The organism is Actinopolymorpha sp. B9G3, assembly GCF_040120725.1.
Classification (GTDB): Bacteria; Actinomycetota; Actinomycetes; order Propionibacteriales; family Actinopolymorphaceae; genus Thermasporomyces.
Map to the genome: position 1 here is coordinate 198,121 of NZ_JBEEAB010000006.1, position 14,034 is coordinate 212,154.

Below are 14,034 nucleotides of genomic sequence, written 5' to 3' on the forward strand. Positions count from 1 at the left end.
AGAGGAACCCACAGCCGATGTCGCACACCCTGGTCAACCCTCCCGCCCTGCACGACCCGGTGCCGTTCGGCTACAGCCATGTGGCCAGCGTGTCCGGGCCCCTGGTCGTCGTCGCGGGGCAGTACGCGTCGGACGCCGACGGCCACGTCGTGTCGGACGACTTCGGCACCCAGGTGGACCGGTCGCTCGCCAACCTGGGCACCGCCCTCGACGCGGTCGACCTCGACTTCCGCCACGTCGTCCAGTTGCGGACCTACGTCGTGGATCTCGACGCCGACAAGCTCGGGATCCTGGTCGAGCGGCTCGAACGGATCTGGGGTGGGAACCCGCCCACGCAGACCCTCCTCGGCGTGGCTGGCCTCGCCCTTCCCGGCATGGCCTTCGAGGTCGACGCCCTCGCAGCCGGGACGTGAGTGTGCGCCGCTGATGGGTGCGTGACGCGCGCTCAGACGTTCAAGCGTTCAGACGTTCAGGCTTGAGGCAGCCAGCAACCGCCTGGTGCGATCACGGACCGCGGGCGCCTTCCGCTCCACGTCGGTCTGTACGTCGGCAAGGGTCTGCCTGGCAAGTTCGCGACGCCAGGCGAGCTCGGCGGTCCCCACCGCGTGGGCTATCACGCAGGTGTCCGTGTAGTCGTCGGCGGGATCGCTTCCCGGCCCGCGACGACGGATCTCGGTACACCGGAAGGCCGGGTCGCGCCCCTCGATCGCGACCACCACGTCGAGCAGGGTGATCGCGTCGAGGTCACGGGCCAGCTGGAAACCACCGCGGGGCCCGGACGTCGAGACCACGATCCCTGCCCGGGCCAGGGCCTGCAGCTGCTTGTTGAGGTACGCCGTCGGCAGTTCGTAGAACTCGGCCAGCCTCGCGGCAGTCACCCGGTGCTCGGGCCCGACCCAGGCCAGGTTCAGGCAGCTGTGGAGCGCCCACTCGACGCCCTCGCTCATCCGCATATCTGGAGCTTACGTATCCAGGACACATGGCTCGCCGACACCGGGCCGCCGGAGGGGCGCCGGACGGGCGGTGGTGGTGGCGGGGGGGTGGGCGGCGGGGCACCTTGTGACTGGCTACCGACTCCTCCGCCGCGGGAACCCAGACGTTTCGCCCGGGTGGCGCCGCACGGACCATCGGCCACGGCTCGATACGCTGGCGGCACGTCGTCTTGTCATGAGATCTGCAGGTGAGGAGCGTGCGACTGTGGCCAGGGTCGTCGTCGATGTGATGCCGAAACAGGCGATCCTCGACCCGCAGGGTCGGGCCGTCGTCGGAGCACTGGGCCGGCTGGGCTTCGCCGGCATCTCCGACGTACGCCAGGGCAAGCGGTTCGAACTCGAGGTCGAGGGCGAGCTCACCGAGGAGCGCCTTGCGGAGCTTCGACGGGCCGCCGAGACACTGCTCGCCAACACCGTGATCGAGGACTTCACGGTCCGGGTCGAGACGGTCGGTGCGGAGCCCGCATGAGCGCGATGAGCCCCCACGCAGGGACGCCGAGGTACGAGGTGTGCCGGAGTGAGGCACCGCAGTGGTCATGCGAAAGGAGACCCGCATGAGCACTCGGGTCGGCGTCGTCACGTTCCCCGGTTCGCTCGACGACCGGGATGCCCGGCGAGCGGTGGAGATCGCGGGCGGCGAGGCCGTCGCGCTGTGGCACGCCGACACCGACCTCGGCGGCGCCGACGCGGTGGTGCTGCCGGGCGGCTTCTCCTACGGCGACTACCTGCGGTGCGGTGCGATCGCCCGCTTCGCCCCGATCATGACGCCGATCATCGAGGCCGCCCGGGACGGGCTGCCGGTGCTCGGCATCTGCAACGGCTTCCAGGTCCTGTGCGAGTCCCACCTGCTGCCGGGGGCGCTCGTCCGCAACGATCGCCGCAAGTTCGTCTGCCGCGACCAGCCGCTGCGGATCGAGAACGCCGGCACCGCGTGGACGTCGGCGTACTCCGCCGGCCAGGAGATCGTCATCCCGATCAAGAACGGCGAAGGTGGCTTCGTTGCCGACGAGGCGACGCTGGACCGAATCGAGGCCGGCGGCCAGGTCGTCGTCCGCTATGCCGGTGACAACCCCAACGGCTCCTACCGCGACATCGCCGGCATCTGCAACGAGGCGGGCAACGTCGTTGGCCTGATGCCGCATCCCGAGCACGCGGTCGAAGAGCTGTGTGGACCCACTACCGACGGCGTCGGGTTCTTCGCCTCGCTCCTGCGCCAGTTCGTACCCGCGACGTCTCCGTGACGACGATCGCGAGCCAGACCGCCGGCCAGCGCTCGATCGGCAACCCCCTGCTCCAGCCCTCTCCCCGTGATCATGATCGTGATCATGAAGCGTTTCGGGGCGTATGGACCCGCTTTCTTTCATGATCATGAAGGACCTTCCTCGACGCCATGCCAGCCAGAACCCGCGGGACACCGAGGCGGTCGAACCAGTCACTCTCCGCAGGAAGGCGAGCCGGAACGGGACGCCCCGAGGGGTGGGGAGCGGTTCTGGATAGCGTGGAGCCTGTCGTACGCGCCCCATCGCCCCTCGTCCGGACGGAGTGCCCCAGGTGACTGTGACCGTCGACACCGTGAAGTACGCCGCGGACAACCCGGACCTCGAACAGCCGTATCGCGAGCTCGGTCTGAAAGACGAGGAGTACGCACGGATCCGCGAGATCCTCGGCCGCCGCCCGACGAGTTGCGAGCTGGCGATGTACTCCGTCATGTGGAGCGAGCACTGCTCCTACAAGTCGAGCAAGGTGCACCTGCGCAAGTTCGGCGAACTGCCTACCGAGACGAGCCTCGGCAAACTTCTCGCCGGCATCGGGGAGCAGGCCGGTGTCGTCGACGTCGGCCAGGGCTACGCGGTGACGTTCAAGATCGAGTCGCACAACCACCCGAGCTACGTCGAGCCCTACCAGGGTGCGGCCACCGGCGTCGGCGGGATCGTCCGCGACATCCTCGCGATGGGCGCGCGCCCGGTCGCGGTGATGGACAGCCTGCGCTTCGGCCCCGCTGAGGCGCCCGACACCCACCGCGTCCTGCCCGGCGTGGTCGCGGGCGTCGGTGGTTACGGCAACTGCCTTGGCCTGCCCAACGTGGGTGGCGAGGTGGTCTTCGATCCGTCGTACGCCGGAAATCCGCTGGTCAACGCGCTCTGCGTCGGAGTGCTGAAGCACGAGGACCTGCACCTCGCCAAGGCTTCCGGCGTCGGTAACCAGGTGATCCTCTACGGCGCCAAGACCGGCGGCGACGGCATCGGTGGAGTGTCGGTGCTCGCGAGCGAGACGTTCGACGCGGCCTCGGGCGACGGCACCAGCGGCCCTGCCAAGCGGCCGAGCGTCCAGGTCGGCGACCCGTTCATGGAGAAGCTGCTGATCGAGTGCACGCTCGAGCTCTTCGCCGAGGACGTCGTCGTCGGCATCCAGGACCTCGGCGGCGCCGGCCTGTCCTGCGCGACGTCCGAGCTGGCGTCGGCAGGTGAGGGCGGGATGCGGGTCTGGCTCGACCGCGTACCCCTCCGCGACTCCTCGCTCGCTCCCGAGGAGATCCTCATGAGCGAGTCGCAGGAACGCATGATGGCCGTGGTGGCGCCCGGCGACGTCGAGAAGTTCCTCGCGATCTGCGCCAAGTGGGACGTGCCCGCCACGGTGATCGGCGAGGTCGAGGACACCGGCCGGCTGACCGTCGAATGGCAGGGCCACACGGTCGTCGACGTACCCCCACGGACGGTCGCGCACGAGGGTCCCGTCTACGAACGCCCGGTACTCCGCCCGCTCTGGCAGGACGACCTGCAGGCCGACGGCCCCGACGTCCTCGCCCGGCCGGTCCTCGAGGAGGACATCCGCGCGGTCCTGCTCCAACTGGTGGCCTCGGCCAACCTCAGCGACCGGTCGTGGGTCACCGACCAGTACGACCGCTACGTCCTCGGCAACACCGTCCTCGCCCAGCCCGAGGACGCCGGCATGATCCGGGTCAGCGAGGACACGTCCCTCGGGGTCGCGCTCGCCACCGACTGCAACGGGCGCTACGCCAAGCTCGACCCCTACGCGGGTACGCAGCTCGCGCTCGCGGAGGCCTACCGCAACGTCGCCGCCACTGGCGCCCGGCCCCTTGCGGTGACCGACTGCCTCAACTTCGGCTCGCCGGAGGACCCGGGCGTCATGTGGCAGTTCGCGCAGGCGACGGAGGGTCTCGCCGACGGCTGCCGCACGCTCGGGCTGCCCGTCACCGGCGGCAACGTGAGCTTCTACAACCAGACCGGCGAGCAGGCGATCCTGCCGACCCCGGTGGTCGGGGTGCTCGGCGTGATCGACGACGTGGCTACGCGCGTGCGGCACGGCTGGCGCACGCCCGGCGCCGAGATCTACCTGCTGGGCACGACGCGGGAGGAGTTTGGCGGGTCCGAATGGGCCCACGTCGTCCACGGGCATCTCGGCGGCACACCGCCGACGGTGGACCTCGACGCCGAACGCGCCCTCGCCGACGTCCTCATCGAGGCCGGTCGGGCCGGTGTCGTCGAGGCGGCGCACGACCTGTCCGACGGCGGGCTCGCCCAGGCGGTCGTGGAGTCCTGCCTGTCCTCGGGCCTCGGCGCGCGACTCACCCTCCCGGCGGAGCTGGGTCCGTTCGTGGCGTTGTTCAGCGAGTCCTCGGCCCGCGCGGTTGTCGCCGTACGTACGCAGGACAAGGAACGGTTCGCCGACCTGTGCGCGGCCCGGGGCGTGCCGTCGACCCTGATCGGGGTCGTGGAGGCGGGCGGTGACGACGCCGCGCTCGTGGTCGGCGACGGCGGGACCGGCGCGCGGTTCCATGTCTCGCTGGCCGAGCTGCGGGCGGCGTGGTCCGGGACGCTACCCGCGCTCTACGAGCAGAGCTGAACCGCCTGCCTTGTTCCCGTTCGGGCCGATGCCCTCCAAGTGGCGGCCGCCAAGCGGGCGGGATGCTGGCGGTTGGCGGGCGGATGCTGGCGAGCCGGCACCCCGGACCTGCGTCGATCCAGAAGGCGTAACGGGCTCAGCCGAGGTCAGGGCCGGAGAAGAGCCAGCGGACGAGGAGTAGCAGCAGGCCGACGATGATCACGACGGCCGGGAGCGCCTGGAGGAGACCCGGCCACCGCCGAGCACCGCAGGAACGCATGATGGCGACGACCCCGCAGCTCATGACAAACACGGTGACGGCGGCAGGAAAGATGATCATCAACGAGATCATGAAGTACCAACTGCCGGCCCGCACGGGGTCGACACCGGGCACGCTGAAGAAGTCGAAACCGACGGCGCCGAGGGTGACGGCGAGGAGCGCACCGACGAGAATCATGGCCCACAGGTAGCCGCGCCCGCCCTTCGGAATGGGCGGCGGCAGCGGACTGAGAGTGCCGGCGCTGTGACTTGACGATGAGGTGGCATTGCCTGGCATGGAGTTCCTTCCCCGGTTCGGCACTTAGATGGTAATGCCGAACATGGACAGTGGACCGGATCAGTCGCCGGTGGATCACGGCGGCCGACCTTCTGGAGGCGTACGAGACGCCATGGCGGTCAGGCGGCAGCCCGAGACGCTGAGGGACCTGCGCAGACGCGATGCCCTGGCGTCGCGCGTGTGCGCCTTGCTGCGGCGGGACCAGCGGGTCGTTGCTGTCGAAGCGTACGGAAGTCTGGCAGCTGGCCGCGCCGACCGCTACTCAGATATCGACCTCGTGGTCCCGGTCGACGGTGCCGGCGGTGCCGGCGGTGCGGGTTGGGGCAGATGCTGGACCTGTGTGTGGCGGGGCACGGCCAGCGTGGGGCGCCCTGCGAGGCGGTGTACGAGCGCTGCGTGAGGCACCGCTAGCCGGGCGGAGCCTAGTCACGCAGGAGGCGTTCCCACCCGGTGGCCGGTGTGCGGTGCCAGGAGATCATGTGGGCGTACACGATGATGTTGTCTGACCAGCCGGTCTTCTTGTCGAAGCTGCCACCGCAGGTGATCAACCGGAGTTCGGATCGGTCACTCGGTGCGTAGATCTGATCCGCCGGGAACTGGTTTTTGGGCTGGATCGACGCCCCGTCGACACGGTAGACGACCGCAATGCCATCGCGGCGGGTGACCGTGACGGTCTCGCCGCGACGCACGGCCCCGAGGTCGTAGAAGACAGCGGCGCCGCTGTACCTGGAGTCCAGGTGGCCCACGATCACGGTGCGGCCAGGTTGACCGGGGGTGGCGCCGGGCGTGTACCAGCCGGCAAGATGCGGCTTGTTCGCCGGCGGTACGTCGATGGCACCGTTGCTCGCAGTACCGACCCCACCGAGCGGCGCGGAGACGCCGATCGAGGGAATGTCCAGGCGTGTCGGCGCTGATCGTGAGTCCAGCAGTGCCGGCGACGGACTGGACGCAGGAGCCTGCGCCTGCTCCCGCGCCTGGGACGCGGGCGACGTCGGCCGGTCGCGCTTAGGTACTGCGGACGCCGCCTCCGGCTGCGGTGGCGGTGTGGTCATGACCGGCATGGGCGGTGGCGCAGGTCGCCCGAGAGTGTCCGCCGCAACCATGCCGAAGCCACTGATCGCCATGAGCACGAGCAAAACCATGGCGGTCCCCCGCCCCCAATGCTGGGGGCGGAGGACCAGCCGCAGATTCGACCGCACTTGTTACGCCTCGGCCGTGCCGTGGCCACGCCGGCGAAGCAGCATGACGCTTCCGGCGGTCAACGCCAGACCGAGCATCCCAGCGCCGGCCATTGCCGTCGGACCCACACCGCCGGAAGCCGACGCTGACGCGCCGTCTCCGGTATTGGGCCCAGTGCTGGACAGCGACGGGCTCACCTCACGAGGCTCGTTAGCGGCCTCGTTGCTTTCCGGCAGCGGCGTGAGCTCCTCGAACCCCTCGCAGCGTGGATCGCCGTTCGGCAACTCGCCATTCGGGTCGAACGGGAAGTTGGCGTTATCCGGGTTCACGGTGCAGACCGTCTGCCAAACCCTTTGCGCTGCGTTGTTCACGGCGTCCTTCACCGAGTGACCATCGGTGACGATCGTGACGTGGAGAGAGTTACCCTGAACCGCGACCGTCGCGCAGATCACGTTCTCGGGAATAGGTGTGGGCTCGGTGTCTGCCGTTTCGACAAACTGAATCCACGGGTCGACACTGCCTGCTCCTCTGTTTTCCTTCCATATCCACAGCTGTCCCTTCTCAGGGACGTAGGCGAGGATTTTGTCGTTGCCTTGAAAGGTGGAGTCGATACAGAGCGCCTTGTTCTTCTTCTTGTGGTCCTTCCCGCCATCGTGCGGCGTACCATCCGCGGCGAACGACCGAGCGGCGCTGCCCGGGTCGATGGCGGTGGCAACGCTCGCCGATGCTGGCGCCGACAGAGCCGCCAGCCCGCCGAGCACCACCGCCGCGCCGATGTGAACGCCTACGGTCCTGCGGTTGATCAGGCTGCGTAGCAACCTGCCCAATGGTGACTTGATCACCCGACTTCCTCCCAACGTGATACGTGGTAGATGCCTTCACCACAATGACGAAATCCGGTCTTCTGCCACGCCGAAAGGTTTGACAATCGGATCTACGTCGCAATGGTGTCCGCCTTGAACTACCCAGCCATTGCCGAACATCACTTGTGGCCAAGTTCGACAAAGAGCGCAAAGAGAATTGGGCGACGATCAGGGCGGCCACAGATCAGCTGGGAGGAATGCCGCATCTCTGGCGGGTGCGACCAATTCACATTTCTGGAATCCGGCGCTTAACCGGCGGAGGTAAGGGCGTATTTTCACCGCTCTTGAGGACCATCCGGGCGGGCTTCAACTGATCCCGAACACACGCTTTGGGTGTCACGGTGCGAACGGTCGCCAAGAATCAGGCAGGCCCGCCTCCGGGCCGATTCCTGACGTTCCGAAGAATCCAGAGTCCCCGATCGTGAGACCACGACAATCGGAAGTACACCCACAAAGCGTCATCTAGAGGCCGACCGCGGCGACAGCGCCCGAAACGGCCAGGACGGTGGTCGCCGCCAGTGCGCCCTGAGCCGCGCCGGTCCAGCGCCGAGCAGGGCTGAGTTGCAGGAGCAGGACGACCAGCCACGCGACACCGGTCGCGAGCGCCGCGAACGGCGCCGACATGAACGCGAGCAGCACAGCCCCGTCGCGCTGGGTGAGCGTGCAGCCGAATCCGAGGCCTTCGCACTGGCCGCCCCCCACCTGATCTCTCGGCCAGGACCACGCGAGCAGGGCGAGGATCGCCAGGACATACGGACCGAGGGTGAAGACGGTGGACCACGCCAGACCGCCGCCGGCGGACGCTCCGGCGTTCGACCCCTGACCGGACGGACCCTGACCGGACGGGCGCTGCACGGTCGAGCCCCTGCCCCTCCCCTCGAGGCCTGCCGGGACCGGCCGTTGTTCGATGTCCATCGGGCAAGAGTGGCGGAGGACCGGTCGAGGGACATCCGTACGGATACTCAGGTCGTACTCAGCACTACTGCGCAAAGAGGACCCCGGGCCGCACCGGTCAGCACGGGGAGCAGCGGCGGGGCGCCGACGCTAGGAGCCCTCCGTCGCCACATTTCGGTCGGGTCCGACGTGCGTCTCATCGGCCATGGCCGGCGAACTGATCAGGAGGGTTGCCACAACGGCGATTGCGACAGGGCCGGAACGCCACACCTGGCGGCAGGCGGCGAGCCGGGCCGGGTGGCCTTCGCCCTTTTCCGGGGCAGCGATGTGCAGGTGGTTCATCGTGGACCTCCAGATCCCTTCGTTTGCACGTGGCAATGCACCAGGGGGAAGGGCCGAGGCCGGGCCCTTCCCGCGTCGTGGCTGCGCACGGGACCCGAACGGGTGGGGGACCCGTGGTCACCGCGGCAGAACGTCAGTGGTCGCCGGAGGGACAGGAGGCGGCGACCACCCGACATCGGTCACCAGGCTTGTGCGGAGCGGGTGACCAGGAATGACGCTAGCGGCCGGACGGGTTACTGCGTGGAGACGCGGCGAGCATCTGTGGACAACGTTCCCATCTCATTTCTTCGACGCATGCGGGAATGCATGTAAGCGTGTAATCAGTTGAGATGGACATGACCACGCTGACACTCCCCCTGCTCTTCCTGGCCGACACCGTCGTCCTTCCCGGCATGGTCGTGCCCGTGGAGCTCGACGGTGACCGCCAGGCCGCCGTCGACGCGGCCCGGCTCGCCGCCCGTGACACCACGCCGGCCGGTGCCTCACGTCCAGACTCTTCGTACGAATCCGGCAGGTCGTACGAATCGAACGGATCCGGCAAGCGCGACACAACCGATGAGACGCCCAGGGTCCTCGTCGTACCCCGCCTCGACGGGAAGTACGGCGCGGTCGGCGCCATCGCCGAGATCGCCCAGGTCGGCCGCCTTCCCACCGGCGAACCGGCCGTCGCCCTCCGCGCCACCGGGCGCGCGAAGGTCGGCGTCGGCGTCAACGGACCCGGCGCGGCCCTGTGGGTCGAGGCCGAGGTTCTCGACGTCCCCACGCCAGATGACGCGACCCGCGAGCTGGCCCGGGAGTACAAGTCCGTCCTGGTCTCGATCCTCACCGCCCGCGACGCCTGGCAGGTCGTCGACGCCGTCCAGCGGATGAACGACCCGAGCGAGCTCGCCGACGCGGCCGGCTACGCCTCGTGGCTCGAGACCGACAAGAAGGTCCAGCTCCTCGAGACCCCCGACACCCGCGAGCGCCTCACGCTGCTCCTCGAATGGGCCCGCGCCCATCTGGCCGAGCTGGAGGTCACGGAGAAGATCCGCGACGAGGTGCGGGACACGATGGACAAGACCCAGCGGGAGTACGTCCTGCGCCAGCAGCTCGCGGCCATCCGCAAGGAGCTCGGTGAGGACGACCCCGAGGGCGCCGACGACTACCGGTCGCGCGTCGAGGCCGCCGACCTGCCGGAGAAGGTCCGCGAAGCCGCGCTCCGCGAGGTCGACAAGCTGGAACGCACCTCCGAACAGTCACCGGAGGTCGGCTGGATCCGTACCTGGCTCGACACGATCCTCGACCTTCCGTGGAACGTACGTACGGACGACACCACGGACATCACCGGCGCCCGTGAGGTGCTGGACGCCGACCACGCCGGCCTCGACGACGTGAAGGACCGGATCGTGGAGTACCTCGCCGTGCGTTCGCGGCGGGCGACCCGCGGGCTGCAGGCCGTCGGGGGCCGGGGCTCCGGTGCCGTCCTGGCGCTGGTCGGCCCGCCCGGCGTCGGCAAGACCTCGCTGGGCGAGTCGGTGGCGCACGCGCTCGGGCGGAAGTTCGTCCGGGTGGCGCTCGGCGGTGTGCGCGACGAGGCCGAGATCCGCGGTCACCGGCGTACGTACGTCGGCGCGATGGCCGGACGTATCGTCCGCGCCATCAAGGAGGCCGGTTCGATGAACCCGGTCGTCCTGCTCGACGAGGTGGACAAGGTCGGCTCCGACTTCCGGGGCGACCCCGCGGCCGCCCTGCTCGAGGTGCTCGACCCCGCGCAGAACCACACGTTCCGTGACCACTACCTCGAGGTCGAGCTGGACCTGTCCGACGTCCTGTTCCTCGCCACCGCGAACGTCGCCGACACCATCCCGCCAGCGCTGCTGGACCGGATGGAGCTCGTCGCGCTCGACGGGTACACCGAGGACGAGAAGGTCGCCATCGCCCGGGACCACCTGCTGCCGCAGGCACTCGACCGGGCCGCGCTGTCTGCCGACGACGTGGCGGTGGAGGACTCCGCCCTTCGGACGGTCGCGGCCGACTACACCCGGGAGGCCGGGGTCCGCGGGCTCGAACGCGCGATCGCGAAGATCCTCCGCAAGGTCGCGACCGCCCTGGCCACCGATCGCGCGAGCGCACCGGTCCGCGTGGGCGCCGACGAGGTGAAGGTCTACCTCGGCAAGCCGAGGTTCCTGCCCGAGTCGGCCCGCGACGGCTCGACCCCGGGTGTCGCGACCGGGCTCGCGGTGACGGGTGCCGGCGGTGACGTGCTGTACGTCGAGGCCGCCACGATGGCGGGCGAGCCGGGTCTCACGTTGACCGGCCAGCTGGGCGATGTGATGAAGGAGTCGGCCCAGATCGCCGTGTCGTACCTGCGGGCGCAGGGCGCCGGACTCGGCGTACCGACCGACGCGCTCGCCGACCACCGTGTCCACGTGCACGTGCCCGCGGGTGCTGTACCCAAGGACGGCCCGTCGGCCGGCGTGACGATGACGGCGGCGCTGGCGTCGATGCTGTCCGGACGGCCGGTACGCCCGGAGGTCGGCATGACCGGCGAGGTCTCGCTGACCGGACGGGTGCTACCGATCGGCGGCGTCAAGCAGAAGTTGCTGGCCGCGCACCGGGCCGGACTCACCGAGGTGATCCTGCCGCGCAAGAACGAGCCCGACCTCGACGACGTGCCGGAAGGCGTCCTCGCCGACCTCACCGTGCATCTCGTCGACGACGCCGCCGAAGTCGTCCGCCTCGCGCTCCGGGACAGTTCCGAGCTGGCGCCGGGAACGGGCGAACAGGTCGGGACCGGCAAGGCCGCTTAGGTCCCTGTCCACCGGGCCGGAGGCCGCCAAGGCCCTGCCGCCGGGCCGGAGGCCGCCAAGGCCCTGCCGCCGGGTCAACGAGAGCCGTCGCCACCTTGCCTGTGTGCGGGGTGGCGACGGCTCTCGCGCACGCTGGCGCTCACCGCCGACGGCCCGGGGAGCTTCACGCGAGGCGAAGCCGACCCCGGGCCGAAACGAGTACCCACATCCAGCCCCCCGGCCGTACGTCCGGACGCGGAACCCGGCCGAGGTGATGGAGGGACGCTTACCACCACGGCACGGCGGCCACCGGATTCCCTTTGGCCTGGGTGGCCGTCGGGCGACCAGGAACCGGTGGACCTGTGATGAGCGACGCGCCCCCTCAGGTGACGGCAGCAGGTCGCCGGTGGGTGCCGGCGGCGGGCTGCTGCTTCGTCCGCCGCGTCGCTCATGTCAGCGAGTTTCGCGTCCATCGCGGTGCGCCCGAATCCGCTGGCGTACTCAACATCGACACCGCACGCGTACTCGGTGGGGCCGCGGGCGCGACCGGCGACGTCGACATGCCTTCCCGCCCTCGCCGAGGACACGGCCGCCCTGCCATGGCGTACACGCGGGAGATTGGCGGCACTGCCGAGTGGGACCGCCGTCGACCCGGGCGAGCACGCGCGAGGCGAAGCCCTGCCCGGGCCGAACTCGGATCCGTACGCCCGCAAACCCCCGTCGTCTTCCAGCGCGGGCGGACCCGGCCGCGGTGGTGGAGGAAGAAGGAACCACCCCGGCTTGGCGGCCACCGGTTCCGTCGGCCTGTGAGGCCGTAGGGCGAACCCGGAACCGGCGGTCTTGGCGAGCGGTACCGAGCGGCACCACTCATGGACCGAGCCTCCCGGCTCGGCCGCCGACGATCACCCGTCGGCGTACTCAATCCGGACTGGGCCACTCCCACCGGCGTCGTGAGTGTTCCGGCTCACCGGCGCCCCACGCGTACGTGGTCCACCGGTCTGGCAGCTTCCTGCCTCCGGCCTCGGCTCGGAGCACGGCGTGCTGCCCGATCGTTGGCGGATTGGCGAGCGGATCCGGATGTCGGAGACACCGGACGGAGACACCGGACGGAGACACCGGACGGAGACACCGGACGCGACCGGTCCGATGCGCTGGCCCGAGCGACCGCCAGCAGGAGGTGGGTAACTCATGACAGTGGCCGACGGCGACACCGAGACGGCGGCGGCCCGTGCGAAGGCCGCGCTCGCACTGACCAGCCGGCTGTGGAGGCAGCGGTTCGGCGTGTGGTGGCTCGGCCGGGTCAGGGGCGACACGCTCAGCCGGGTCTGGCTTCCGGCCGGAATCCTCGATCCGTACCCCCTCTACGCGCGGTTACGTGCCGAGGGTCCGCTGCCGCGGAGCCGGACCGGGGCCTGGGTCGCTGCCCGACACCAGGTGGCCAACCAGGTCCTGCGTGACCGTAGATTCGGCGTCCGGGAGAAGGGCGCCCCCTACCCGCCGGCGGACGACGCCAGAGGCCTGACCTCGGGCAACACAGCTCTCGACGAGTCAAGACCCGAGTGGGACATGTCGTTCCTCGAGCTCGATCCGCCCCACCACTCCCGGCTACGGCGGCTCGTCGCGCCGGCGTTCGGTCCTCGCATGATCGCGGGCTACCGCGAACGCATCGAGCGTACGACCCACGAGCTCCTCGACAAGGCGCTCGCGAACGGCGAGTTCGACCTGATCAGGGACTTCGCTACTCCGCTGCCGATCGCGGTGATCAGCGACCTGCTGGGGATCCCGGACGTCGACGTGGACCGGTTCTCGCGGTACGGCAACATCGTCGGGGCGTCCCTCGACGGCGTCCGCTCCGTTCGGCACGCCCGTGAGCTGCACGAGGCGAAGGCCGACCTCAACGCACTCTTCAGCCGTCTCGTCGAGCAACGCCGCACCGAACCCGGCGACGACGTGATCAGTCGCCTCACCGGGCCACTGGACGAGGAGACACTCGACGGCCGGGAGCTGCTCAACACAGCGCGCCTGCTCCTGGTCGCCGGGTTCGAGACGACCGTCAATCTGATCGGCAACGGCATGCTGGCCCTGCTCGCCCACCCCGACCAGTGGGAGCGCCTCCGCGCCGACCCCACGCTTGCGTCGGGCGTGGTCGAGGAGGTGCTGCGGTACGACCCGCCCGTCCAGGGCACCACCCGGATCGCCCACGAGGAGATCGAGCTGGCGGGGCGCACGGTCCGGCCCGGCCAGTGGGTCGTCGTCCTCCTCGGCGCGGCCGGGCGGGACGCCGAGGTCTACCACGATCCGGACCGGTTCGACATCGCGCGCGAGACCGGCGTCGAGCATCTGGCGTTCTCGAGTGGGATCCACTACTGCGTGGGCGCGCCGCTGGCCAGGCTGGAGGGAGAGGTCGCCTTCCGGGTCCTGGCCGAGCGGCTTCCCGAGCTGGTGCGCGCGGGTCCGGTTCACCGGCGTACGTCGTTCACGATCCGGGGGTTGTCCCCGTTTCCCCTTCAGCTCCGCGTCCCCGCCTCGACCACCCCGTGATCATGATCGTGATCATGAAGTTTGTCGGCGTATCCGCCGCTCTTCCTTCACGA

Annotated in this window: 12 protein-coding genes; 7 read left to right on the top strand and 5 right to left on the bottom strand. The window is 69.7% G+C overall.

Annotated elements, in window-relative coordinates:
* Positions 1 to 17: 17 nt before the first annotated feature.
* A complete protein-coding gene (locus ABNF93_RS13415; protein ID WP_349328306.1) occupies positions 18 to 413 on the top strand; it encodes a RidA family protein in 396 nt (131 codons plus the stop codon).
* 48 nt (positions 414 to 461) lie between these two features.
* Here the strand turns inward: ABNF93_RS13415 and ABNF93_RS13420 are convergent, their stop codons facing one another.
* Positions 462 to 953, bottom strand: a complete 492-nt coding sequence (locus tag ABNF93_RS13420) for an RrF2 family transcriptional regulator (RefSeq protein WP_349328307.1) — start codon at positions 951 to 953, stop codon at positions 462 to 464.
* 244 nt (positions 954 to 1,197) lie between these two features.
* Between ABNF93_RS13420 and purS the strand changes: the two genes are divergently transcribed.
* The 3 genes from purS to purL all read left to right on the top strand — a co-directional run bounded on the left by purS (position 1,198) and on the right by purL (position 4,856).
* The gene (gene purS, locus ABNF93_RS13425) at positions 1,198 to 1,461 is read left to right on the top strand and encodes a phosphoribosylformylglycinamidine synthase subunit PurS (protein ID WP_349328308.1); all 264 of its coding nucleotides are present in this window, start codon (positions 1,198 to 1,200) and stop codon (positions 1,459 to 1,461) included.
* A gap of 85 nt (positions 1,462 to 1,546) precedes the next feature.
* Positions 1,547 to 2,233, top strand: a complete 687-nt coding sequence (purQ, locus tag ABNF93_RS13430) for a phosphoribosylformylglycinamidine synthase subunit PurQ (RefSeq protein WP_349328309.1) — start codon at positions 1,547 to 1,549, stop codon at positions 2,231 to 2,233.
* 316 nt (positions 2,234 to 2,549) lie between these two features.
* The gene (gene purL, locus ABNF93_RS13435; RefSeq protein WP_349328482.1) at positions 2,550 to 4,856 is read left to right on the top strand and encodes a phosphoribosylformylglycinamidine synthase subunit PurL; all 2,307 of its coding nucleotides are present in this window, start codon (positions 2,550 to 2,552) and stop codon (positions 4,854 to 4,856) included.
* 136 nt (positions 4,857 to 4,992) lie between these two features.
* Here purL and ABNF93_RS13440 read toward each other — a convergent pair whose 3' ends face one another.
* On the bottom strand, positions 4,993 to 5,391 hold the full coding sequence (locus tag ABNF93_RS13440; protein ID WP_349328310.1) for a hypothetical protein: 399 nt from the start codon (positions 5,389 to 5,391) through the stop codon (positions 4,993 to 4,995).
* A gap of 112 nt (positions 5,392 to 5,503) precedes the next feature.
* Between ABNF93_RS13440 and ABNF93_RS34915 the strand changes: the two genes are divergently transcribed.
* Positions 5,504 to 5,791 (top strand): nucleotidyltransferase domain-containing protein, encoded by a 288-nt coding sequence (locus tag ABNF93_RS34915; RefSeq protein ID WP_502877580.1) that lies wholly within the window; start codon positions 5,504 to 5,506, stop codon positions 5,789 to 5,791.
* 22 nt (positions 5,792 to 5,813) lie between these two features.
* Here ABNF93_RS34915 and ABNF93_RS13445 read toward each other — a convergent pair whose 3' ends face one another.
* The 3 genes from ABNF93_RS13445 to ABNF93_RS13455 all read right to left on the bottom strand — a co-directional run bounded on the left by ABNF93_RS13445 (position 5,814) and on the right by ABNF93_RS13455 (position 8,348).
* Entirely contained in the window at positions 5,814 to 6,515 is a 702-nt protein-coding gene (locus tag ABNF93_RS13445) for a class F sortase (protein WP_349328311.1), read from the bottom strand.
* Positions 6,516 to 6,593: 78 nt separating this feature from the next.
* Positions 6,594 to 7,412, bottom strand: coding sequence for a hypothetical protein (locus ABNF93_RS13450; protein ID WP_349328312.1), 819 nt, complete (start codon positions 7,410 to 7,412; stop codon positions 6,594 to 6,596).
* Between the two features lie 483 nt (positions 7,413 to 7,895).
* Positions 7,896 to 8,348 (bottom strand): hypothetical protein, encoded by a 453-nt coding sequence (locus ABNF93_RS13455; RefSeq protein ID WP_349328313.1) that lies wholly within the window; start codon positions 8,346 to 8,348, stop codon positions 7,896 to 7,898.
* A gap of 656 nt (positions 8,349 to 9,004) precedes the next feature.
* Between ABNF93_RS13455 and lon the strand changes: the two genes are divergently transcribed.
* Both lon and ABNF93_RS13465 read left to right on the top strand, forming a co-directional pair.
* Complete coding sequence (gene lon / locus ABNF93_RS13460; protein ID WP_349328314.1) at positions 9,005 to 11,461, top strand: endopeptidase La; 2,457 nt, start codon at positions 9,005 to 9,007, stop codon at positions 11,459 to 11,461.
* A 1,167-nt stretch (positions 11,462 to 12,628) separates the two neighbouring features.
* Positions 12,629 to 13,981, top strand: a complete 1,353-nt coding sequence (locus ABNF93_RS13465) for a cytochrome P450 (protein ID WP_349328315.1) — start codon at positions 12,629 to 12,631, stop codon at positions 13,979 to 13,981.
* The last annotated feature ends 53 nt before the right edge of the window (positions 13,982 to 14,034 follow it).

Coding starts and splice junctions, on each gene's coding strand:
- ABNF93_RS13415 (WP_349328306.1), top strand. CDS start 18: ATGTCGCACACCCTGGTCAACCCTCCCGCCCTGCACGACCCGGTGCCG.
- ABNF93_RS13420 (WP_349328307.1), bottom strand. CDS start 953: ATGCGGATGAGCGAGGGCGTCGAGTGGGCGCTCCACAGCTGCCTGAAC.
- purQ (WP_349328309.1), top strand. CDS start 1,547: ATGAGCACTCGGGTCGGCGTCGTCACGTTCCCCGGTTCGCTCGACGAC.
- ABNF93_RS13440 (WP_349328310.1), bottom strand. CDS start 5,391: ATGCCAGGCAATGCCACCTCATCGTCAAGTCACAGCGCCGGCACTCTC.
- ABNF93_RS34915 (WP_502877580.1), top strand. CDS start 5,504: ATGGCGGTCAGGCGGCAGCCCGAGACGCTGAGGGACCTGCGCAGACGC.
- ABNF93_RS13445 (WP_349328311.1), bottom strand. CDS start 6,515: ATGGCGATCAGTGGCTTCGGCATGGTTGCGGCGGACACTCTCGGGCGA.
- ABNF93_RS13455 (WP_349328313.1), bottom strand. CDS start 8,348: ATGGACATCGAACAACGGCCGGTCCCGGCAGGCCTCGAGGGGAGGGGC.
- lon (WP_349328314.1), top strand. CDS start 9,005: ATGACCACGCTGACACTCCCCCTGCTCTTCCTGGCCGACACCGTCGTC.
- ABNF93_RS13465 (WP_349328315.1), top strand. CDS start 12,629: ATGACAGTGGCCGACGGCGACACCGAGACGGCGGCGGCCCGTGCGAAG.